This window comes from Salmonella sp. 32020114201800008SM (assembly GCF_017572025.1).
Taxonomy (GTDB): Bacteria; Pseudomonadota; Gammaproteobacteria; order Enterobacterales; family Enterobacteriaceae; genus Salmonella; species Salmonella enterica.
In genome coordinates this window covers 573,027-595,259 of record NZ_JAGEQM010000001.1, presented here as the reverse complement: position 1 = coordinate 595,259, position 22,233 = coordinate 573,027, and the positions used below count along the sequence as shown (strand labels likewise).

Below are 22,233 nucleotides of genomic sequence, written 5' to 3'. Positions count from 1 at the left end.
AAAAGGAGGAATTATGAATACAACGCCATTTCCGGCGCTCTCTGCGGAAACATTGCTGGCGGTGAATACCGTCGGACAGTGGCTGGCGCAAAATGATTTTTCCGGCGAACAACCTTATTCGTCGGATTGCGTCGTCCTGGCGGGCAATGCGGTGATCCCCACTATCGACGCGGCCTGTCGCATCGCCAAAGCGCAAGGCGTTCCTTTACTGATTAGCGGCGGTATAGGTCATTCGACGCCGTTTTTGTACGCCGTGATTGCCCGGCATCCGCGCTACCACACTATTCGCACAACCGGACGCGCTGAAGCCGCGATCCTCGCGGATATCGCGAACCAGTTCTGGCATATTCCGGCTGAGAAAATTTGGCTGGAAGATCGGTCAACTAATTGCGGCGAAAATGCCCGTTTCTCCTGCGCACTGATCCGTCAGGCGAAAGAAAACATTAACACGGCTATCGTTGTGCAAGACCCCACCATGCAGCGGCGCACTATCGCGGCGTTTCGGCGCGTGACAAACGACGACACCGATGCGCCGCGCTGGCTGAGTTTTCCTGGTTTTGTTCCGGTACTGCGCCACCTTAATGACGGTACACGTTTTGCCAATGTTGAAGAGGGCATCTGGACGGTGGAGCGTTATCTGTCTCTGATTGCCGGTGAGCTGCCACGTTTGCGTGACGATGAAACAGGGTATGGACCGCGTGGTAAAGATTTTATCATTCACGTTGATATCCCACGCGATATTGAAAACGCATGGCAGGTATTGCAGGCAGATACGACGCTGCGCAGTGCGTTAGAACAGAGAGCGTTACGCTAAAAATCGCCCGTTTGCGAGGGTGAACGGGCAAGTGCGACCACCATCTCATAAATTTGATGAATTATTTATAAAAGCTGGTTATGTTGTCGCTTTACGGTTTTCATTCAGGACGCGCTATGGGCAATAAGTATTCCGGCCTGCAAATTGGTATTCACTGGTTAGTCTTTTTTCTGGTTATTGTGGCTTACGCCGCGATGGAACTACGCGGTTTTGCGCCTCGTAGTTATCGGCCCTGGTTTAATATGACGCATGTTTCATGTGGTATCACTATTTTGCTTTTAATGGTGGCGCGCTTGATTATTCGGCTGAAATATCCCACGCCGCCCATTGTTCCTCGTCCAAAACCGATGATGACCGGAATGGCGCATTTAGGACATCTGGTGATTTACCTGTTATTTATCGTGCTGCCTGTTATTGGTCTGGTCATGATGTATAACCGCGGCAATCCCTGGGTCGCATTTGGCATTACTATGCCGCATGCCGCCGAAGCTAACTTTGAACGCGTAGATATGCTGAAATCCTGGCACGTCACGCTGGCGAATCTGGGCTATTTTGTTATTGGACTTCATGCCATCGCTGCTTTGATGCATCACTATTTCTGGAAAGACAATACGCTGTTACGGATGATGCCGCGTAAGCGTAACTGACCGTCCTGTATGACGTTTGCTACAGGCGGGGTTAACTGCTTTAGGCAAACAAGGCATCTATCAGAGGGGATGGCGTATTCCATACAGAAAACGCCTGCGTCTAACCAGGACCCGTGACGCAGGCGAAGGAGGACGGGTCTACATCGGAAGCGGGTATTATACTTATTTGTATGACAAATAAAATAAACAATTACTATTCCGTAATCCAATGTTTAATCAACGGGTTAAACCCACATGATCGCGCTGCCGACCGCCCGGAAGTGCCTACACTTACAATGAACGTGGCATAGTGGCGGAAAATAGCGCAACGGCGCCATGTTGCTCCAAAGTCACCTTAGCGAAATGCTCGTCCAACACGCTGCGTAACGTATCGGCTGAATCATTGGTATTACTGAATATTCCTTTCTTGTTATAAACAGCCATTAATTTCTTACCAAAAGCATTGTGAGGAACCTCTTTGCCCAGAATCGTGGCGCCAAAAAGTGTGCCGCCGGGTTTAAGCGCCATACCGGCATTTTTAATTGCCTTCGCTTTTGTTGTCATCTCACCGGGTAAGCAGTGCAGAAGATAGTACATCGAAACGGAATCGAAGCGCCCGTGCCAGTCCGCCGGGAACGTGTCGAAAACATCGTGTTGTAGTGTGGCGCGGATTTTCGTATTACCCACTCGGCTGGCGGCTATTTTCAGACTATCCGGATTTAAATCCATCAGCGAAATGGCATGAGTCGCAGGTGCATGTTTCAGGTAATAACCTGTACCTACGCCAATATCCAGGTGAGTCTCGCCCATGTGATGCAGGAAGAAAGGAAGTAGTCGCGTATCAGTAGGACACTTCCATGCATATTTGTTTGAGATATTGAGTACCCACCAGTCATATAAGCTAAGCGTGAATGGGTTATAGACTTTTGCGCCTGATTGTTGTGTATGCTTCATTGTTCTCTCACTAAATAATTTCGCGCTGGAATTAAAACAACGAAGCAATCGTTAGGCAAGCATTAATCAGGTGAGTGAGTAATTTAATGCGATGAATAAAGGAGATATTATGAATTAAGCGGCTATCTTAAAGAATATAGAGGATAATAATAGCTGATAAATGAATTGAACAGTCATATTATTATAAGCTGATAATTAATAATCGTTGATGTACGCGTATTAAGCCCTTTGATAATAACAATGCAATTAAATGCAGGAAGAACAATATTTATTCAAACACATAAAGCGATTATTGCACATTAATTGATATTTTAAATGTTACGCTGAGATAGCCATCTTTATTTAATATCACCTACCTGGAGGCGATATGATTGAGGTTTTTGAAGCGTTTGGCTGGACCTTACTTTTAGGCGGTCTGGCAGTGGCAGTACTGTTTATCACTGCACTGGATAAAAAACGGTAATCATTGCATTTGACGCGCCTGTTGAGTCGGTATTACAAATAACTGTACCTGAAATCTACCACTTCTGAAGTTTGCGATATTTTGCCATTCTGACGGCAAGGGATAATCCTGACTAAAGTTACCGCCGCTTACCAACCAGACACGATGGTAACTTTTTGAAAGCGTTGTCAGAGTATCAATATATGTCTGATCGGCTTGCGCATAAAACAGTGAACCAAAGCCATAGGCATTCGGTCTGCCTGATGTTCCATGAGCGTTAGGCGGTGTATAAAGAAACGTACGATAATCTCGCTTATTATAATACACATAACTTAAATAATCGAACATTTTACTGACTACCACGGCATCATTAGGCTGGTGACGGGTATTAATATAGTTTACCAGTGGTTTAAACTCGTCTATGTGCTCAGGGTTATTATGATATGAACCATAGCCGAATAATAAGGTGAATAAGATAAACCAGAAGCCACAAACCGCTTTTTTTGCGCGGGTAAGTAATACCGCGAGCAGGGGAGGAATGCTCAGCGATGAGAAGAAGAAATAACGATCGATAAATAACGGCATCCACCAGGAAATGATGAAGACCAGCATTACAGGGATGACCAGATTACAAAATAATATCAGCTGATATCTTTCATATTCTCCGTTGCATAAAGATATTCGCCCCACAGTACCGATAAAACCTCCTACAGCCAGCCACAGAATGAACGACGGAAAACCCTGTCCGTTGTTTCCGGTAAAAAAATGCCAGTACATCGCAGGCAGGTCACGCCATGTTACGGGGGGAATCCAACCGATATCATTACCGGCTCTCAACTGCGCCAGATGAGTCAGTAAATTAAACAATACGGGCAACCAGGGGAGATAAGCGACAGCAATCGCCAGGTTAGCAAACCACCAGCCAGGAAGTTTAAGGTAGCAGGCCGTTTTATGGCTTTGGCAGGATAATATTGTTACTGCGATCCAGTGGGCAATAAGTGTAAATAGGGTGAAATAATGGGTGTAAAAGCTGAACGTCATAAGTAAAGCATACGCGACAAGATAGCGATTATGGGTGGGTGTTTTTATCCACATCATCAATGCTAACGCGGCAGCGAGCGTTAGCATTCCCATTAACGCGTACATGCGCGTTTCTTGACTGTAATGGACTGCCATCGGCATCAGGGCGGCGAACCATCCCGCCAATAAGGCTGTACGTTCATTTGCCAGCCATCGCGTAAGCGCGATAACCAGCACAACTGTCAGGATCCCAAAGAGTAGACTGAGAGAGCGTACCGCTGCAATGCTATCACCCCATAATATCATCCAGTCATGCAGTAACAGATAATAAAGCGGAGGATGCACGTCAAAAGCGGCATGGAAGAGCAGATTATCTACGCTATGTCGACTAATCAGCACGCTGGACGCTTCGTCACACCAAAGGTAGCGGTCAGTTAAAAACAGCAACCGTATAAGGACGGAGAATATGACAATGAGACAAACATGATATTTATACTTTATTTTTCTTAACCCATCGCCGGGCTGCCATATTGATAGTTGTGGTAGCGCCATAATATCCTCAATGGAGTAAGACTTAGACCAGAATGGACATCTAACGCAATAATGAAGGTTAAAATCTTAATCAACGCTAAATAAAAATAACTTTGATAATGTCAGTGGTGAATTAATCAGAATAGTGCAGTACAACTCAGTAACCCTGACCGTAATGGCGAAGCAGTCTATGCTCTAAAAACCGGGTCAAACCGACGATAAAGGTAACGCCAATAAGATACACTATGGCGGCAAAAAGGTAAGCATGGAAGAATTTAAAGCTGGTTGCAGCAACCTCCTGAATTCGCGCGAAAAACTCAGTATATTGGATAAGAAAAACGATGGTGCTGTCTTTAAGGTTATTAATCACCTGATTCGTTAAGGCTGGAATGGAAGACAGCAATACCTGAGGCAGTATAATCCACAAAAAGACCTGCCGTTTGTTCAACCCCTGAACGACTGCTGCCTCCGTTTCATACTTATTCAATGCGTTATAGGCCGTTGTCATGTACGCGGCATTATATGCGCCGACATTCAAGGTAAAACCTGTAACCGCCACGGTAAAAGAGGACAGGTGAATGCCAGATTGAGGTAAACCATAATAGATAACAAATAGAATAAGAATGAGTGGCGTACCGATAAAGAAATCCATGTACAGTCGAGTTATGGCTTTTACCACGGGGCGATGGCTCAGGCTCAGAAAGAAAATAATAATTCCCCACAAAAAACCGGTGATGGAAACAATCAGCGCAAGTTTACAGGTTTCTTTAATACCGTCCACAACAAGTGGCAGTTGTTCAGTCAGGTCATTAAAGAAGAGAGACCAGCCAGCGATCATCGTTGTGCCTCGCTAAAAAAACAGTGGATATCTGGATCCGTTTCTCGTAAGGCAAGATCGGTAAAAGCGCCTTCTGCACGAATCTTGCCATGATTAAGAAACGTTACGTTATCGCTTAGTAATCTGGCGAGGCGAATATCATGAGTGACGCATAATATAGTGACGCCATTGTCGTGAAGTTGCTTGATCAACATTCCGACTTCACGAGTCATGAGCGGATCAAGCGCAGACGTCGGCTCATCAAAAATAATGAGTTCTGGGTCGGTGACCATTGTACGGGCCAGGGCGACGCGCTGTTGCTGCCCGCCCGATAATTGCGAAGGGTATTTCGCGCTATGCGAGGCCATATCAAGTTTTTGTAGCTCATGTAAGGCTTTCTCCCGGGCTAGTTGTCCCGGCATGCCAAACACTTTACATAGGGCAAGGGTAATATTATCCATGACGTTAAGATGGCGATACAAAGCGTAATTCTGGAAGACACAACCAACTTTTTTTCTGAACTCAAGAATAGTAAATTCTTTGTCGTAAATATTTTTCCCGTGAAAATAAATATTGCCATAATCAGGTTCTTCTAATCGAAGCAGACAGCGTAAAAGCGTCGTTTTTCCACAACCTGATGGCCCCATGACTACTTTCATGTCTCCCGATTGAATTTTCAGACTAACCGTATCAAGAACCTTTTTTCCTGAATATTCCTTACTTATCTCTTTTAGTTTCAGTAAAGCCATGAGTATCACCTCTATTTTTATGGTTCAACTGATGCGATATTTTTTCTCAAACACTCCGGCCAGAAGAGTAAAAACTTTATAAATAATGAAATATAATACCCCGGCAAGAGTATAGATCTGTAACCCGTTCAGCGTGATGGCTGTCAGTGACATTGCCTGCTTCGTTATTTCAGCGATACCTACAGTATAAGCAAAGGGCGTCGCTTTTAATACAGAAGAAAACTCATTGATAATACCGGGCACAGAAAATCGCAACATCTGTGGCAGTTCAATATTTATTATAACCTGTAATTGACGCATTCCTGCTACTTTCGCTACCGTAATTTCGTATGGCTCAACTAATTTAAGCGCCCCTCTGAACACCTCGGCAAGATAGCTCCCACTGATTAAGCCGACGCTGAGGTTCATGGCCACCAGAGGTGAAACATATATGCCAATCGATGGCAATCCAAAATAAACAAGAAAAACAGCAATAAGTATTGGAATTCCCCGAAGAATAAAGACCAGTACGTCGAGTATCTTCTGTAGTGGAAGGGGGGATAGTCGCCGTAATACGGCGACTGTAAGCCCGAACAAAAACGCTGAGAGAAAACAGGTAAATGTTACAAGCAGCGTATTACCAATCCCTTCCAATAGGAAATAAAAGATAGCCAGCATATTACCTGATGACATAGCTTACTATTTCATCCAGCTATCGACAATGCCAGATATTTTTTGTGGCCCTTGCTCTTTAAGCCATAAGTTGAAATCATCGCGCACGGGAGAGCCTTTCTTAAAGGCAATGCCAAGCTGATCAACATTCTTGAAAACATAACGGCTTTCTATCGGCATCTTTTTCTTATTTTTGAAGGTAAAATAAACCGGCTCTTCTATAAAAGCCAGATCAAGATTGCCATTTTTTAGATCAGCCATCGTCTCATTATAGGTTGGATACAATTTTACTTTACTTAACGAGTAGTATCCTTTGGGCTCCAGATCGTTTTTGATAAGGTCGGAGTAAGCCATTCCTCGAGGGTATCCAATAGAATATTTATTTAATTCATTGAGGTTATTGAGCGTTATTTTATGATTGGCCATACTGACCAGATAAAAAGAGTTGATGTAATAAGGTTCAGAGAAATCAATAACTTTCTTACGTTTATCTGTGATTGAAATTCCCGAAAATGCTACATCTGCCTGACCACTCGCCACTGCGCCAAGCATTCCATCCCAGGCATATTCGGTGATGTTTAGCTTACAATGCCGTGACTGACAGTAAGACGAAAAAAGCTCCAGATCTATCCCCTGCAATTTGCCATCAGCACTTTTAAATAACATAGGGGGAGAGGCTGGTGATACTGCGACATTGAGTGTTCTCCCTTCAACGATGCTATCAGCAAACGCTGAAGACGACATTATTCCCAACACTATCATCGATAAGCCAAATTTTTTGGATAACATGCTATCTATTTCCTGTAGTAAGGTAATGCGTATTATAAATTAAGCATTAGGGCGTGAGCCTGACATTTGCAGGCGTAAAGTACTTAACGTTATGTATTCCATCGCTGTTAACTAATTTAATCAGGAGGTTTGACAGGAATCATCAAAGGGAATGGATTGAATATACCATGAGATATCAACTGGATATGAGTGCAGCGACACCATGAAAGGTGAAAATGTAAAGATACCATAGACATTAGTATACTGGACATAGTTTATGCTCCATTTACGCATACATATTTACATGATAAGCAGATAAATGCTTCAGTGACGGTGCCTTTCATGTCTCTAATTATCATCTTACCACTCTATCCAGGGCCAATATAAAGACTTATCTTTTCTTGTCAAATACATTTTTTGAGCTAAGTTGATTTGCGTGCTATCTATATTTGCAAGCATATAAATTATTTGTCTCATGAACAAACGACAACAAATCAGGATTTTTGACGATGTTGTTATGTTTATCAAAACGTTAACTTGTTTTAATCGATGATAATCTTAATTCAGAAATATCTGAATATATACGGTTGTTGAGATAAAATTCTCAAATTAACATCGTACATCTTATGTAATAAATATAAATACGATTAATAAATCCAAAACTGAGACTGCCAACCGGATAACAAACAGCAATAAAGAGGGTTCTTCATTAAGTTATCCTGGCAACGATTAAGGTGATAACATTTTCGGTGGCTTTACCCATTTTAATCGTGTTCACAGCCGTTAATTACCTTATGATTACCATGGTAATTAAAAATGAATCCTTAATGACTCGTTGGCTGAGTGAAAAAAATTCTACATCACATAGGCGCATGTATCGCGTATAATGGGCTCCGATGCCCCTAATTATTGCTATGACATAATGATATGTATCTTAACCGCTTTTGTTATTTACTCCTGATCTTCGCTGCGGTCGGAAGCATTTTTACATCGCATCCCGTCGCGATGTGGTTCCTGCTCGCCAATGTGCTAACGCTGGCGATCTACGGTATAGACAAAACGGCGGCACGTAAAACCTGGCGCAGAGTGCCGGAATCCACTTTGTTGGTGTTTGGGGTTGTCGGTGGGTGGCCTGGGGCGATTGTTGGTCAACAACTCTTCCGTCATAAAACGCAAAAGCAGCCATTCAAAACATACTTTATTGTCAGTGTGATAGTGAGTATTTTAGTTACGGTGGCGATTTATCGACTCTATCCATTTTTGTCTTACTGAACATAGACTATGTATCACTTATTGACCAATCGGCAGCAAAGATAGCATCATATTTTCATGCCACCGGCACTATGATATTGAGTTGTGTTTTGCTCAAGGCGTACCGCAGCCGATGGAACTTTATTCAGTGGAATAATGATGAGCTATAAAACTTTCTAACATTATGGCAAAACAATGATGGACTTCCTGGGTTGGATGGACAAGGTCGTTGAAGACGTATTGCGGACATATATCTAGCTGAGGGTCTTTAGCCCCGGGAACATGTACATAGCCGTGGTGAGTATAAGGGTTTTCCGTATCATAACCAATATTACTGGCCGCCTCCATTATCACCTTAAATGCATCGGCAGTCTCGTAATAGCATATTTTATGCTGGGGGTATTTTTCTTTTAATTCTTCAACATTAGTTTTTAACAGGGCATTGTGAGCGATGCTTTCATCCTTAAGCTTTCTTTTTTCATCAGAATGTTTGCCATAAGGTGTTAAAGACAAATCGGGAATCCCCATGACCAGAACATTATTAACTCCACCGGAAATTATTTTTTCAATATCATCAATTTGTTGCTCAACGACCATTATTACATTATCTTTGTGTAGTGTCATATAGTCATTAGCCCCCAATAAAAATATCGCCAGGTCCTGGTGAGAAGGGGTGTAAGATGCGACTTGTCTGTCCGTATTTGATACAAAGTCACCGATGCAATTAAAGCAGGAATAGCTTGCCGATGTACTTCCCCCTTCAGCAAAATTAAGCATCTCTTTACCTAAGAAGTGTGGAGATGATAAAAACTCAGTCCAGGTAAATCCATTAGTAAACCTTCCGCCAAAGTATTGACCATAGGAGGGTAAGATATGATGTGTTTTTTCAAACATACGCCCTAAGGAGTCAGACAAGCTGTCGCCAAAAAATACCAGTCTGGTAATATCACCCAAAGAAATATTTTTGGGCTTGGGATGTGATTTATTGATTTCTTTGGCAAGACCAAAAGCTTCCGGATGACATTCAACCTCAATAGATAAAATATTTTCACCATTATCATCTTTAATAATCAACTTATCGGCGTGTTCCTGTGATTCTATAATAAACTGTTCTTTACATCCCTGAGACGCTAAGGCTCGAAGTTTGATGTAGGCTCCGCGAACCTGTACCGGTGTTAGATTCAGTTCCTGATGGTGGTAAAGATTAAAGATACATTCGAGCGCCTCTGCATGGTGGGTGGTAAAGAAATATGCTTTGATTTTCTCCCATAAACTTAATTCCGGAAGGCGTGCGCTTTCTTTTATCGCATTAAATTTTTCAGAACTGATAGATGATGTGAAATAACCCTGTCCAACACTCAATGGCATAGTGTCCTCCTTACTTTATTAAACACGCTTTAGCAAATAATTAATTAGCAAATATTAGCAAGAAAAGTAATCAGGTAAATGGTGTATATGGAATTACGCTTCTTTAACAGTTTTTCGTCGCCAATAAAATACATACAATGTTTATTGTTTTTCAACGAAGTAAATATATCATCAACAACGTGAGGTTAATGCCTGGTACATATTATCTGACTGCTATCATTATTGAGTGTGCGCTTGGCTAAGGCAAAGATCTAAAAAAGAAGCCACTCCTGATTTTAGTGTGCTGGCGTGAGTATGAGCTGGCTTGATACTCAGGAAAAACAGACAAACTTATCATCCGACTATTATTGCTAAAGTGCTAGTGTTTTATGTGACATTTTGATTTCTATTTTCATATTAAATATTTCTTAAGTGAGTTAACTATAATGAATGATGATTCAATTATTAAAAACTCTTCGATGCTTTTGGCCTATTTAGGTGGTTTGGGATGGGGAAGCGCCTATTTTTATGGCTGGGGCGTCTCCGCGTACTATGGTTTCCCGTGGTGGTATGTAGGCGTCGGCCCTGACAACATTGCCCGAAGTCTATTCCATGCGATTAGCCTGATGGCTATATTCATAATAGCGTGGGGAGTGGGTATTCTATTATTTTTTCTAGTAAAGCAAAAAGCACGTATCCACGACCTTAGCTTTTTACGTCTTTTTTTGGGAGCGGTTTTGTTCTTTATTCCAATTGTTATCGAGTTTTCTCTCTTAACAGAATCGTTTTTGTGGGAGCTTTTTTTTATCATTTTACTGGTGGCTTTATGCTTATCGGTGGGGATGCGTTTTTATAGTAAATTGATGCCAGTGATTTGTTTTACGCAACTCAGTTGGGTGCGAAGGCATTGTTTCACTATAGTTATGCTTGGTTTTATTATATATTTTTTTATATTTTCTTTTTTTGTTGGGATCTATAAACCACAATTAAAGAAAGAATACGAAATGATATTGTATGATGGAGGCTGGTACTACGTCCTGGCCAGATATCATGATAGTTTTATTTTGTCGAAATCCTTTACTAAAAATAACAATAGATTTATTATTTTTAGACCAGAAGATGGGCACTCTTATGAAATTACTCTGGTAAAAGTCAGGCTTTAATAAAATGCTGGTTGGCAAGAGCGTGAAATGACGGCAGAACTTCCCATAGCAACGATTGAGGAAAGAACTGAGCGCCCATATCTGTAGGCTGTGGAATAGCAATGCCGGGAAGGACATGGCATGACACTTTATCTGACATTACCATTTGAGTGACAGGTTAGCAGATGTTTCAGGCCAAACCCAAGTTGAACTGGAGCGCTCAGAAGCCGATTACCTACATAACAAATATTGGCCGCAAGCTTATGCTGTGGGCGGAATATACGACCGCTATTATCCAGACTGGCTGTTAACTTATTTATTTTCCCATAGTAACCTATAACAGGCCTCCCTGAGGCATTGGCTAGCATCTGTGCATTGGAAAAACAGGCTCCATTTGCACTATAGCAACTTATAAATTTTATTTCCTCATGAGAGTTGCTAATATGGCGGATTGATTTTGAAAGTGATGATGACTGACTTGCACCGGAACCGTACCGATTTTCATGTTGAACAACAAAAGGAGCACCATGTTTACAAATCGAAATAGGTATGGATTATTACCTGAGATTGATTTCAAATTAACAATAATGATGACGCTTTTGGGTATTAAAAATCTTTCAAATAACGCTCATTTGATTTTTTGTCCACATTGACTAAGCCTGGAAAGACACAGGGTTGAGATATTTTCGCTACCCGTCGGCGGTGTATCGCAGTTGTGATGTTACGTTCTTACAAGACTGACATCTGCATATCATAACCTTTATTCATTACCACCTGGTGAGTAAATAAAAACTATTAAGCAAATATTTACTTCTGGGTAATGGGACTGGATTTACCGGCATTACCTCTGTGCCCCAGTCGGGCAGAACATTGCAGCTTAGAAAGAAAGCTTTGGTGTTTATTGTCTGTGGCCTGAAAAAGTTCCCATGAGCTGAATATGCTGAATGTGAACTGATTCTTGATGGTCTATGCCGGAAATCTATAAGCTATTGATTTTTATATTGTGTGTAATTTTACAATTACATAAACATAAAATTCTGATAGTATACCCCCCTATAGTATATGGAGGTCGAATGCCGCATTCACCTGAAGATAAAAAACGTATCCTTACCCGTGTTCGTCGCATACGCGGGCAGGTCGAAGCGCTGGAGCGGGCGCTTGAGTCTGGCGAACCTTGTCTGGCGATTCTGCAACAGATTGCCGCCGTGCGCGGCGCGTCTAATGGCCTGATGAGTGAAATGGTTGAAATCCATCTGAAAGATGAGCTGGTCAGCGGGGAGACCACGCCAGATCAGCGCGCGGTTCGGATGGCGGAAATCGGCCATCTTCTTCGCGCTTATCTAAAATAACAATTTCCCTCACCGTAACAGGAAGAGATATATGAAATCACGTGCAGCAGTTGCTTTTGGTCCCGGTCAGCCGTTAAAAATTGTCGAGATTGACGTTGCGCCGCCGAAAAAAGGCGAAGTTCTGGTCAAAATCACTCATACCGGCGTTTGCCATACCGATGCTTTTACCCTTTCCGGCGATGATCCGGAAGGCGTATTCCCGGCAGTCCTGGGTCACGAAGGCGGCGGCGTGGTAGTCGAGGTCGGCGAGGGGGTCACCAGCCTGAAACCCGGCGATCATGTTATTCCACTGTATACGGCGGAATGCGGCGAGTGTAAGTTCTGTAAGTCCGGTAAAACTAACCTTTGTCAGGCCGTACGCGCCACTCAGGGAAAAGGGCTGATGCCGGATGGCACTACCCGCTTTTCTTATAACGGCGAACCCGTTTATCACTATATGGGAACCAGCACGTTCAGCGAATATACCGTTTGCGCGGAAATTTCTCTGGCGAAAGTGAACCCGCAGGCGCCGCTGGATAAAGTGTGTCTGTTGGGCTGTGGCGTGACGACTGGTATTGGCGCCGTCCATAACACCGCTAAAGTGAAAGCGGGCGACACCGTTGCCGTTTTTGGTTTAGGCGGTATTGGGCTGGCGGTTATTCAGGGCGCGGTTCAGGCTAAAGCCGGGCGTATTTTAGCTGTCGACACGAATCCGGAAAAATTTACGCTGGCGGGCGAAATGGGGGCTACGGACTTTATTAATCCGAATGATTACGACAAACCGATCCAGGACGTTATTGTTGAGCTTACTGATGGCGGCGTAGATTTCAGTTTTGAATGTATCGGCAACGTTAACGTGATGCGAGCAGCGCTGGAATGTTGTCATAAAGGCTGGGGCGAAAGCATTATTATTGGCGTAGCGGGGGCAGGGCAGGAAATCAAAACCCGTCCCTTCCAGCTAGTGACCGGTCGCGTCTGGCGTGGCTCCGCCTTTGGCGGCGTGAAAGGGCGCACGCAGCTGCCAGGGATGGTCGAAGATGCGATGAACGGTAAAATCCGTTTAGATCCTTTTATTACTCACCGCCTGCCGCTGGAGCAGATTAACGATGCCTTTGAACTGATGCATCAGGGTAAATCCATCCGTACTGTTATCCACTTTAGCGATAACTGATTCATCCGCCAGCGGATTTTCCGCTGGCGCTTTTCTGAATTTTCTGGAATGAATGTTGTGAAAATGTGACGAAGGCGATGCTTTTCGCGATAAGCAAACGTCACGAAGTGCCGATGACTATCTAACGGGCGTGTTTTACGCATAAAACCTACAAGAGAGTCGACGGTCATGGGCAACACATTCTCGATGCAAGCCTCGCATAAACTGGGCTTCCTGCATCATATTCGGCTGGTTCCGCTGTTTTCCTCCATTCTCGGTGGCATCCTTCTTCTTTTTGCTTTGAGCGCCGGGCTGGCAGGCTATTTTCTGTTACAGGCCGATCGCGATCAGCGTGATGTCACGGACGAGATTCAGGTACGGATGGGATTATCCAACAGCGCTAACCACTTACGTACCGCACGTATCAATATGATCCACGCTGGCGCGGCGAGCCGGATTGCTGAAATGGATGAAATGAAAGCCAATATTGCCGCTGCGGAAACGCGGATCAAGCAGTCTCAGGACGGCTTTAACGCTTATATGTCCAGAGCGGTGAAAACACCCGCCGATGACGCGTTAGATAACGAGTTAAACGCCCGCTACACCGCCTATATCAACGGCCTGCAACCGATGCTGAAATTTGCCAAAAATGGCATGTTCGAAGCGATCATTAATCATGAAAACGAGCAGGCAAAACAACTGGATGCAGCATATAACCATGTCCTGTTGAAAGCGATTGAACTGCGCACCGAGCGGGCAAGACTACTTAGCGAGCAGGCTTACCAACGTACCCGGCTCGGTATGATGTTTATGATTGGCGCATTTACGTTGGCGCTGGTATTGACGTTAATGACCTTCATGGTGCTGCGTCGCACGGTGATACAACCCTTGCAGCAGTCTGCGTCACGTATCGAACGCATTGCGGCGGGCGATCTGACCATGGCTGACGAACCCACAGGACGCAGTGAAATAGGTCGCCTGAGTCATCATCTTCAGCAGATGCAGCATGCGTTGCAACAAACGGTAGGGGCGGTGCGTCAGGGGGCGGAGGAAATTTATCGAGGCACCAGCGAAATTACCGCCGGTAATACGGATTTATCTTCTCGTACTGAACAGCAGGCTGCCGCCATTGAACAGACCGCGGCCAGTATGGAACAGTTGACGGCAACCGTTAAGCAGAATGCGGATAATGCGCATCACGCCAGCAAACTAGCGGAAGATGCTTCCGGTAAAGCCAGTCGCGGAGGCCAGATGGTTTCCGGGGTCGTACAAACGATGGGGAATATTTCCACCAGCTCGAAAAAAATCTCGGAAATTACCGCCGTCATTAACAGTATCGCTTTCCAGACCAACATTCTGGCGCTGAACGCGGCGGTCGAGGCGGCACGCGCCGGGGAACAAGGACGCGGTTTTGCGGTGGTCGCCAGTGAGGTTCGTACCCTCGCCAGTCGCAGCGCGCAGGCGGCAAAAGAGATTGAAGGCTTGATCGGCGCATCGGTCAGCCTGATTGAACAAGGATCTGAAGAGGTTATCGCTGCGGGGAGCACCATGAATGAGATTGTGGATGCCGTCAAACGCGTCACCGATATTATGCTCGATATCGCGGCAGCCTCTGATGAGCAAAGTCGCGGTATTGTTCAGGTCAGTCAGGCGATTTCTGAGATGGACAAGGTTACGCAACAAAACGCGTCGCTGGTCGAAGAGGCGTCCGCGGCGGCAGCTTCGCTTGAAGAACAGGCTGCCCGCTTGACGCAAGCCGTTGATGCGTTTCGTTTACAGGATACTGGCGCGACGATGCGATCATCCTTCCTTTAGTAAGCGTCGCGCCAGCGGGCTATTTTAGCCGCGGGCGCGTTTATTCTCCGACAGCCGCTATCACAGCGGCATCGATTTACGGATCGCCGCAATCAGCATTTGCGCCCCAGTTGAGAGCGGGATATCAACTCGCGTAAGAATACCTATCGGTTCGCCTGCGCTCTGGGTCGGCACGGGTAATGAGACCAGCGTCGCCTGGCGAAGATCTTCTTTAACCGCGCCAGAGGGGACGAACCAGACGTAATCGTAATCTACGGTCAGTTGTCGTGATAACGATGCGGATAGCGTTTCGATACATCCGGCAGGCATTTTACACCCCTGGCTTTGCAACAGGGCTTCCGCATTCTGGCGCGGTACCGTGCCTTTTGGCGAGACGACTACCGGCCATTCCATAACCCGGCTGAGCGTGATCGTCTCCTGTAACAGGGGATGACCGGGGCGTACCACTAATTTAAGCGATTCTAAAAACAGCAGTTCGTAATTTAAACCGCCCATTAATTCCGGGTCTGACATGCGGCCAATACCCAGATCGATCTCGCCTGATTTCAGACCCGCAAGCAACATCGTATTGTTCATGGTCGCGACCTGTAACGAGGTCGATTTTTGCTGTTGATGGAACCGCCCAATAGCCGCCGGGAGTATACCCAGCGCAGCGGTGGGGAGCGCGCCAACACGCACCACATCGGCGCTGGCGTCCTCTTTGCGATTCAGCGCCTGCCCGGCGGTATTCAATGCATCTAATACTTTTACCGCGTGAGTCAAAAATTGTTCGCCAGGAACCGTTAATTGCGCGCCCAGTCGCCCGCGTTCAAACAGACGGGTTCCGGTGAGTTGTTCCAGTTCGTTCAGCGTTTTAGAAAGCGCTGGCTGGCTCAGGTTAAGAGTTTCAGCCGCGCGCCCCAGAGTTCCCTGTTGCGCAACGGCGACAAATGTATGAAGGTGGCGCAACCGAATGCGCTGACTAAACAGACCATTTTTTTCCATAAGCGATGTTAAAAACAGAGCCGTGCGGGTGACAAGTAAAGTTGTTTGTTTTTGATAACCTGATAGCAAAATATTATTAACATTTTACCATTTCAAGTTACAACTGTTTTATTTTACTGATGATTCAACTGCCGTTAAGCGTGTTAAGCCGCGATCTGGTCGGGGATATGCCAGCTCATGTCAATCCGTTCTGCATAATGAATTCAGGTCGGATCACACTTTATAAATTCTTCTCCCCGGAATGGATGAGGTTTTCTACACTCCAGGTAACATTCACTGGAGGCATGACATTATGGCGAACACCATCACGGCAGATGAGATTCGGGAACACTTTTCGCAGGCAATGTCGGCAATGTACCAGCAGGAAGTTCCGCAGTACGGTACGTTACTGGAGCTTGTGGCTGACGTGAATCTGGCGGTGCTGGAAAATAATCCCAAACTGCATGAGCAGTTGGCTAATGCCGATGAACTGGCGCGATTGAACGTGGAACGACATGGCGCCATTCGTGTTGGCACCGCAGAAGAACTTTCTACCTTGCGTCGGATATTCGCCATCATGGGGATGTACCCAGTAAGTTATTACGATCTCTCTCAGGCGGGCGTGCCTGTGCACTCCACGGCATTTCGTCCCATTGACGAGGCTTCGCTCTCGCGTAATCCCTTTCGCATGTTCACTTCGCTATTACGCCTGGAGCTTATTGAAAACGCGGCATTACGCCAGCGGGCGGCGGAAATCTTATCGCAGCGGGATATTTTTACATCGCGCTGCCGACAATTGCTGGATGAGTACGACGAGCAGGGCGGTTTTAGTGCTGCTCAGGCCGAAGAGTTCGTCCGTGAAACGCTGGAGACTTTTCGCTGGCATCGTCAGGCTACCGTTGATGAAGAAACGTACCGCAGCCTGCATCGTGAGCATCGTTTAATTGCCGACGTGGTCTGTTTTCCGGGATGCCACATTAACCATCTGACGCCGCGTACTCTGGATATCGACCGGGTACAGGCCATGATGCCGGAGTGCGGCATTACGCCTAAAATTCTTATCGAAGGTCCGCCTCGCCGCGAAGTGCCTATTCTGTTGCGGCAAACCAGTTTCAAAGCTCTGGAAGAGCAGGTGCTCTTCGTTGATGAAAAGCAGGGTACGCACACGGCGCGCTTCGGCGAAATTGAGCAACGTGGCGTCGCGCTGACGCCAAAAGGTCGTCGATTATATGACGAACTGTTGCACAAGGCGGGAACGGGTAAGGACAACTTCACGCATCAACTCCATTTGCGGGAGGTCTTTAACGCCTTTCCGGATAGCGAATTTCTGCTTCGCCAGCAGGGGCTTGCCTGGTTCCGTTATCGCTTAACGCCTTCCGGCGAGGCGCATCGTCAGGCGATCCATCCTGGCGACGATCCGCAGCCGCTTATTGAGCGCGGTTGGGTGATCGCGCAGCCGATTACCTATGAAGATTTTCTTCCGGTCAGCGCAGCCGGCATTTTTCAGTCGAATTTGGGAAATGAAACGCTGGCCAGAAGCCACGGCAATGCCAGCCGCGACGCCTTTGAACAGGCGCTGGGATGTGCTGTACGGGATGAATTTTCGTTATATCAGGAAGCGGAAGAACGCAGTAAACGCCGTTGCGGTCTGCTTTAAAAGCGGTAAGCTTCACAGGCTGTGAGGATACTGTAAAAGGAAGGCGTTATGTTGAATCCCTCCATCCCGCTGGTGGCGACGCGTCACGGTAAAATCGTGGGCGTCGTACAGGAAGAAATCCATATCTGGCGCGGTATACCTTATGCCGCGCCGCCAACAGGGGAGCTACGCTGGCGTGCGCCGCAGCCTGTTACGCCCTGGCAGGATGTGCGCCAGGCGGATTGTTTCTCCTGCGCCAGTTGGCAGGATATTACCTGGTGTCGTGAACTCGGCGGCGGCGATCCGGGAAATTTTTCCGAAGACTGTCTCTACCTGAACGTCTGGGCTCCCGCCGTACGTCATGAACCGTTGCCGGTCATGGTCTGGCTACACGGCGGCGGTTACACTATTGGCGCGGGAAGTTTGCCGCCCTATGACGGTCAAGCGCTGGCGAAGCGCGGCGCGATCGTGGTGACGGTCAATTATCGGCTTGGCCATCTGGGCTTTTTCGCGCATCCGGCGCTGGAAGGCGAAGGGGCGGAGTGTATTCATAATTTCGCTTTACTCGATCAAATCGCTGCGCTGCGTTGGGTGCAGGACAATATTGCCGCATTTGGCGGCGATACGCAGAATGTGACGTTATTTGGCGAATCCGCCGGCGCCCGCAGCGTGCTGTCGTTGATGGCTTCGCCGTTGGCGAAGGGGCTTTTTCATAAAGCGATTATTCAGAGTGGTTATACGCTGCCAGATACGCCCCGCGAGGTGGCGCTAAAAAAAGGCGTTGCGCTGGCGGAACATCTTGGTTTAGCCCATGCCACTGCCGAACAGCTACGCGCTTTACCGGCAGAGACGTTTTGGCCGCTGGACGCGCCTTTTAAAATTGCGCCGACGCCGATTTCCGGCGACGTCGTGCTGCCGCATCCGATGCTGGAAACCTTCTTTGCGGCGAAACAGCATCCAATACCGGTGATGATCGGCTCGAATAGCGATGAAGCCAGCGTATTGGCCGTTTTTGGCGTCGATATTGCCGGTCAAATTCAAAAAATGCGCCGTGAGCGGCGTGTTGGTCTGGGGTTAATCCGGCTGCTTTATCCTGGAGTGAAAGGCGACGAAGCGCTAGGGCGGCAGGTCTGTCGGGATATGGTATTTACCACGTTGGGTTATGTCGTCATGCAAGCGCAGCAGCGGATCGGCGAACCGTGCTGGCGTTACTGGTTTGATTATGTCGCCGAGGCGGAGCATAACACCTACGCGAATGGCGCCTGTCATGGCAATGAAATACCGTATGTATTCGATACGTTAACGCGGGCTGAGCCCACATGCCATTATGTGAATGAGAATGACCTGGCCTTTGCCTCGCAGGTGGCGGATTACTGGGTGAATTTCGCTCGTCATGCCAGCCGCACGCGCGACGTGCTGCACGGCCCGGTTCGCTGGCCCGCCAGCATTCGGGGGCGAGATCGTCTGTTGCGGATTGGGCTGAACAAACTTGCCGGTTTTAAAGTGGAAAACCGCTTTATGCGTGCGCGTCTGGCGCTGTTTAAACGAGTCATGAAACATCACGTTAGTCTGGAATAAACTTTTCATAACCTGAAGAATGCTGCGTGAGGTTTACATCCGATTCGGTCGGTTCTTATCGACATAAAATATTTACGCTTTTGCACAGTTTCCAGGCGACCAACAATTGGATTATTAATGAATTTTGTCTAGAGTGAGCGGTCAGAAACGGGCACATTCTTGCTGCTGAAAAAACCAGCGCGGGACCATTCACAAGACCAGAAGGACTCATTTTCAGGTATGAATCGTAGACGATTTATTAAAGGTTCAATGGCAATGGCCGCCGTGTGCGGTTCCAGCGGTATTGCTTCACTCTTTTCTCAGGCGGCGTTTGCCGCGGAATCCGATATTGCGGATGGTAAAATTGTCCGTTTTGATTTTGCTGGTCTGCAATCAATGGCCCAGGCGTTAGCGAAAAAGCCCTGGGGTGGCGCGCCGGGACCCTTGCCGGATACGCTCGCCAATCTGACGCCGCAGGCCTATAACAGCATTCAGTATGACGCGGCGCATTCACTCTGGAACGGTGTTGCCAACCGGCAGCTCGATATTCAGTTTTTCCACGTAGGGATGGGCTTCCGTCGTCGCGTACGCATGTTTTCCGTTGATACGACGACGCATCTTGCTCGCGAGATTCATTTTCGCCCGGAACTGTTTAAATACAACGATGCCGGCGTTGATACGACGCAACTGGAAGGGCAGAGCGATCTCGGTTTCGCCGGTTTCCGTGTCTTTAAAGCGCCGGAACTGGCGCGGCGCGATGTCGTCTCCTTCCTGGGCGCCAGTTATTTCCGGGCGGTAGATGATACTTATCAGTATGGCCTGTCGGCTCGCGGGCTGGCGATAGATACCTATACTGACGGTCAGGAAGAGTTCCCTGACTTCACCGCATTCTGGTTTGACACCGCGAAGCCGGGCGATACTACGTTTACCGTTTACGCTCTGTTGGACAGCGCTAGCGTGACGGGCGCGTATAAATTTGTGATCCATTGCGAAAAAACGCAGGTGATCATGGATGTAGAAAACCATCTCTACGCCCGTAAAGATATAAAGCAACTTGGCATTGCGCCGATGACCAGTATGTTTAGCTGTGGGAATAATGAACGTCGGGTATGCGACACCATTCACCCGCAAATTCACGACTCCGATCGGCTGGCGATGTGGCGGGGTAACGGCGAGTGGATTTGCCGCCCGCTGAATAATCCGCAGAAATTGCAGTTCAATGCATATATGGACGATAACCCAAAAGGGTTCGGCCTGCTGCAACTCGATCGCGATTTCTCGCATTATCAGGATGTCATGGGCTGGTACAACAAACGTCCGAGCCTGTGGGTGGAGCCGCGCAATAAGTGGGGGAAAGGCGCGGTTAGCCTGATGGAGATCCCAACCACTGGCGAAACTCTGGATAATGTGGTCTGTTTCTGGCAGCCGGAAAAAGCGATCAAAGCCGGGGATACGCTGGCGTTTAATTATCGTTTGTACTGGAGCGCGCAGCCGCCGGTACAATCGCCGCTTGCGCGGGTCATGGCGACCCGTACAGGGATGGGTGGCTTTCCCGAGGGTTGGGCGCCGGGCGAACATTACCCGGATAAATGGGCGCGCCGTTTTGCTATTGATTTTGTCGGCGGCGATCTGAAAGCGGCCGCGCCAAAAGGCATTGAGCCGGTAATTACGCTCTCCAGCGGTGAGGCGAAGCAGATTGAGATCCTCTACGTTGAGCCTTTCAACGGTTATCGTATCCAGTTTGACTGGTATCCGACCTCGGATTCTACGGCACCGGTGGATATGCGTATGTTCCTGCGCTGCCAGGGGGAGGCTATCAGCGAAACCTGGCTGTATCAGTATTTCCCGCCCGCGCCGGATAAGCGCCGTTATGTTGACGATCGTATCATGCGTTAGACAGTTTGCCTTCTGTACCGCCACAAAGGCGGTACAGGTTGCGGAAATAGCCCTGACATAAACTCATTCGTGAGCCGCTGTTTTTGTGACACGGCCTTTCCATCGTTCTATTTTTGCAACAGTCCTTCCTGTTTATCCCTCTCGATCCTGCGGACAGGGAACATTAAGATAACTTCACCTTATTTAAGATATAAAGTGAATATAATGAAAAAGAATTTTCTTGGTGCTGTCCTGTCTCTGGGTTTATTAAGTGCTGCTCATGCAGATGTATATAAATTTGATAATACGCATACCAATGCGGTATTTAATATCGATCATTTCCAGACCTCAACCAATCATGGCGGGTTTTATGCTATTAGCGGCGAACTGAAATATCAGCCGGAAAAGCAAGTCGCAGAGATGCGCGTAACGATTCCCGTAAGCGCCTTAAATACCGGGGTGGATGCGTTTGATAACCATATCCGCAGTAGCGATATTCTGGATGCGGAAAAATATCCAGAAATGGTATTTAAATCAACAAAATGGCATTTTGAAGATAATAAACCGGTTTCTATTGACGGTTTGCTAACAATGAAGGGAGTAACGAAGCCCGTCACCTTAACCACCACCAAGTTTGGCTGTTATATGAGCCCGATATTCAAGGCGCAGGTTTGCGGTGGTGATTTTGTCACGCAAATAGATCGCACCCAATGGGGGGTAGATTATCTGGTCGATATGGGGATGACGAAAGTTGTCGATATAAAAATCCAGGCAGAAGCGGTTAAGCAATAAAGGGA

Annotated in this window: 20 protein-coding genes; 11 read left to right on the top strand and 9 right to left on the bottom strand. The window is 46.9% G+C overall.

Features of this window, described 5'->3' with window-relative positions; translation table 11 throughout:
• Positions 1-13 precede the first annotated feature (13 nt).
• The gene (locus tag J4613_RS02985) at positions 14-814 is read left to right on the top strand and encodes a YdcF family protein (protein ID WP_001098503.1); all 801 of its coding nucleotides are present in this window, start codon (positions 14-16) and stop codon (positions 812-814) included.
• A gap of 116 nt (positions 815-930) precedes the next feature.
• Positions 931-1,461, top strand: coding sequence for a cytochrome b561 (gene cybB / locus J4613_RS02980; protein WP_000527280.1), 531 nt, complete (start codon positions 931-933; stop codon positions 1,459-1,461).
• 270 nt (positions 1,462-1,731) lie between these two features.
• On the opposite strand, the gene J4613_RS02975 is transcribed toward cybB, so the two are convergent.
• From J4613_RS02975 to J4613_RS02950, 6 genes are all read right to left on the bottom strand, one after another.
• Positions 1,732-2,394 carry a class I SAM-dependent methyltransferase gene (locus tag J4613_RS02975; protein WP_000683309.1) on the bottom strand — a complete coding sequence of 221 codons (663 nt, stop codon included), beginning with the start codon at positions 2,392-2,394 and terminating at the stop codon, positions 1,732-1,734.
• 463 nt (positions 2,395-2,857) lie between these two features.
• Positions 2,858-4,408 (bottom strand): glycosyltransferase family 39 protein, encoded by a 1,551-nt coding sequence (locus J4613_RS02970; protein WP_001532476.1) that lies wholly within the window; start codon positions 4,406-4,408, stop codon positions 2,858-2,860.
• 136 nt (positions 4,409-4,544) lie between these two features.
• A complete protein-coding gene (locus J4613_RS02965; protein WP_000560166.1) occupies positions 4,545-5,225 on the bottom strand; it encodes an amino acid ABC transporter permease in 681 nt (226 codons plus the stop codon).
• Complete coding sequence (locus J4613_RS02960; RefSeq protein WP_001196340.1) at positions 5,222-5,953, bottom strand: amino acid ABC transporter ATP-binding protein; 732 nt, start codon at positions 5,951-5,953, stop codon at positions 5,222-5,224. The genes J4613_RS02965 and J4613_RS02960 overlap by 4 nt, the downstream gene beginning before the upstream one ends.
• 24 nt (positions 5,954-5,977) lie before the next feature.
• A complete protein-coding gene (locus J4613_RS02955; RefSeq protein WP_000094446.1) occupies positions 5,978-6,625 on the bottom strand; it encodes an amino acid ABC transporter permease in 648 nt (215 codons plus the stop codon).
• Positions 6,626-6,631: 6 nt separating this feature from the next.
• Positions 6,632-7,393, bottom strand: coding sequence for a transporter substrate-binding domain-containing protein (locus J4613_RS02950; RefSeq protein WP_000949370.1), 762 nt, complete (start codon positions 7,391-7,393; stop codon positions 6,632-6,634).
• A gap of 906 nt (positions 7,394-8,299) precedes the next feature.
• On the opposite strand from J4613_RS02950, the gene J4613_RS02945 reads away from it, so the two are divergent.
• Complete coding sequence (locus tag J4613_RS02945) at positions 8,300-8,644, top strand: DUF1294 domain-containing protein (RefSeq protein WP_000281185.1); 345 nt, start codon at positions 8,300-8,302, stop codon at positions 8,642-8,644.
• Positions 8,645-8,764: 120 nt separating this feature from the next.
• On the opposite strand, the gene sseJ is transcribed toward J4613_RS02945, so the two are convergent.
• Positions 8,765-9,991, bottom strand: coding sequence for an SPI-2 type III secretion system effector SseJ (sseJ, locus tag J4613_RS02940; protein ID WP_001131430.1), 1,227 nt, complete (start codon positions 9,989-9,991; stop codon positions 8,765-8,767).
• 425 nt (positions 9,992-10,416) lie between these two features.
• Here sseJ and J4613_RS02935 point away from each other — a divergent pair, with 425 nt between their 5' ends.
• Positions 10,417-11,133 (top strand): hypothetical protein, encoded by a 717-nt coding sequence (locus tag J4613_RS02935; RefSeq protein ID WP_208293646.1) that lies wholly within the window; start codon positions 10,417-10,419, stop codon positions 11,131-11,133.
• Positions 11,134-11,261: 128 nt separating this feature from the next.
• On the opposite strand, the gene steB is transcribed toward J4613_RS02935, so the two are convergent.
• The gene (gene steB / locus J4613_RS02930; RefSeq protein WP_001540100.1) at positions 11,262-11,663 is read right to left on the bottom strand and encodes a type III secretion system effector SteB; all 402 of its coding nucleotides are present in this window, start codon (positions 11,661-11,663) and stop codon (positions 11,262-11,264) included.
• A gap of 522 nt (positions 11,664-12,185) precedes the next feature.
• Here steB and J4613_RS02925 point away from each other — a divergent pair.
• From J4613_RS02925 to J4613_RS02915, 3 genes are all read left to right on the top strand, one after another.
• Positions 12,186-12,461, top strand: a complete 276-nt coding sequence (locus tag J4613_RS02925; RefSeq protein ID WP_001120770.1) for a metal/formaldehyde-sensitive transcriptional repressor — start codon at positions 12,186-12,188, stop codon at positions 12,459-12,461.
• Between the two features lie 31 nt (positions 12,462-12,492).
• Positions 12,493-13,611: an S-(hydroxymethyl)glutathione dehydrogenase/class III alcohol dehydrogenase gene (locus J4613_RS02920; protein WP_000842142.1), complete on the top strand. Its 1,119-nt coding sequence runs from the start codon at positions 12,493-12,495 to the stop codon at positions 13,609-13,611.
• A 168-nt stretch (positions 13,612-13,779) separates the two neighbouring features.
• Entirely contained in the window at positions 13,780-15,405 is a 1,626-nt protein-coding gene (locus J4613_RS02915) for a methyl-accepting chemotaxis protein (RefSeq protein WP_000528481.1), read from the top strand.
• Between the two features lie 60 nt (positions 15,406-15,465).
• Here J4613_RS02915 and J4613_RS02910 read toward each other — a convergent pair whose 3' ends face one another.
• Positions 15,466-16,389, bottom strand: coding sequence for a LysR substrate-binding domain-containing protein (locus J4613_RS02910; protein WP_000414259.1), 924 nt, complete (start codon positions 16,387-16,389; stop codon positions 15,466-15,468).
• Between the two features lie 292 nt (positions 16,390-16,681).
• Here J4613_RS02910 and J4613_RS02905 point away from each other — a divergent pair, with 292 nt between their 5' ends.
• From J4613_RS02905 to J4613_RS02890, 4 genes are all read left to right on the top strand, one after another.
• Complete coding sequence (locus tag J4613_RS02905) at positions 16,682-18,025, top strand: VOC family protein (RefSeq protein ID WP_000024092.1); 1,344 nt, start codon at positions 16,682-16,684, stop codon at positions 18,023-18,025.
• A gap of 48 nt (positions 18,026-18,073) precedes the next feature.
• Positions 18,074-19,582 carry a carboxylesterase/lipase family protein gene (locus J4613_RS02900; protein WP_000933983.1) on the top strand — a complete coding sequence of 503 codons (1,509 nt, stop codon included), beginning with the start codon at positions 18,074-18,076 and terminating at the stop codon, positions 19,580-19,582.
• A gap of 219 nt (positions 19,583-19,801) precedes the next feature.
• A complete protein-coding gene (locus J4613_RS02895) occupies positions 19,802-21,457 on the top strand; it encodes a glucan biosynthesis protein (RefSeq protein ID WP_023228341.1) in 1,656 nt (551 codons plus the stop codon).
• Positions 21,458-21,652: 195 nt separating this feature from the next.
• Positions 21,653-22,228, top strand: coding sequence for a YceI family protein (locus tag J4613_RS02890; RefSeq protein ID WP_023221353.1), 576 nt, complete (start codon positions 21,653-21,655; stop codon positions 22,226-22,228).
• The last annotated feature ends 5 nt before the right edge of the window (positions 22,229-22,233 follow it).

What these genes read in the sequence shown, in the direction of transcription:
- J4613_RS02985 (WP_001098503.1), top strand. Translation starts at nt 14, where the DNA reads ATGAATACAACGCCATTTCCGGCGCTCTCTGCGGAAACATTGCTGGCG.
- cybB (WP_000527280.1), top strand. Translation starts at nt 931, where the DNA reads ATGGGCAATAAGTATTCCGGCCTGCAAATTGGTATTCACTGGTTAGTC.
- J4613_RS02975 (WP_000683309.1), bottom strand. Translation starts at nt 2,394, where the DNA reads ATGAAGCATACACAACAATCAGGCGCAAAAGTCTATAACCCATTCACG.
- J4613_RS02970 (WP_001532476.1), bottom strand. Translation starts at nt 4,408, where the DNA reads ATGGCGCTACCACAACTATCAATATGGCAGCCCGGCGATGGGTTAAGA.
- J4613_RS02965 (WP_000560166.1), bottom strand. Translation starts at nt 5,225, where the DNA reads ATGATCGCTGGCTGGTCTCTCTTCTTTAATGACCTGACTGAACAACTG.
- J4613_RS02960 (WP_001196340.1), bottom strand. Translation starts at nt 5,953, where the DNA reads ATGGCTTTACTGAAACTAAAAGAGATAAGTAAGGAATATTCAGGAAAA.
- J4613_RS02955 (WP_000094446.1), bottom strand. Translation starts at nt 6,625, where the DNA reads ATGTCATCAGGTAATATGCTGGCTATCTTTTATTTCCTATTGGAAGGG.
- J4613_RS02950 (WP_000949370.1), bottom strand. Translation starts at nt 7,393, where the DNA reads ATGTTATCCAAAAAATTTGGCTTATCGATGATAGTGTTGGGAATAATG.
- J4613_RS02945 (WP_000281185.1), top strand. Translation starts at nt 8,300, where the DNA reads ATGTATCTTAACCGCTTTTGTTATTTACTCCTGATCTTCGCTGCGGTC.
- sseJ (WP_001131430.1), bottom strand. Translation starts at nt 9,991, where the DNA reads ATGCCATTGAGTGTTGGACAGGGTTATTTCACATCATCTATCAGTTCT.
- J4613_RS02935 (WP_208293646.1), top strand. Translation starts at nt 10,417, where the DNA reads ATGAATGATGATTCAATTATTAAAAACTCTTCGATGCTTTTGGCCTAT.
- J4613_RS02925 (WP_001120770.1), top strand. Translation starts at nt 12,186, where the DNA reads ATGCCGCATTCACCTGAAGATAAAAAACGTATCCTTACCCGTGTTCGT.
- J4613_RS02920 (WP_000842142.1), top strand. Translation starts at nt 12,493, where the DNA reads ATGAAATCACGTGCAGCAGTTGCTTTTGGTCCCGGTCAGCCGTTAAAA.
- J4613_RS02915 (WP_000528481.1), top strand. Translation starts at nt 13,780, where the DNA reads ATGGGCAACACATTCTCGATGCAAGCCTCGCATAAACTGGGCTTCCTG.
- J4613_RS02910 (WP_000414259.1), bottom strand. Translation starts at nt 16,389, where the DNA reads ATGGAAAAAAATGGTCTGTTTAGTCAGCGCATTCGGTTGCGCCACCTT.
- J4613_RS02905 (WP_000024092.1), top strand. Translation starts at nt 16,682, where the DNA reads ATGGCGAACACCATCACGGCAGATGAGATTCGGGAACACTTTTCGCAG.
- J4613_RS02900 (WP_000933983.1), top strand. Translation starts at nt 18,074, where the DNA reads ATGTTGAATCCCTCCATCCCGCTGGTGGCGACGCGTCACGGTAAAATC.
- J4613_RS02895 (WP_023228341.1), top strand. Translation starts at nt 19,802, where the DNA reads ATGAATCGTAGACGATTTATTAAAGGTTCAATGGCAATGGCCGCCGTG.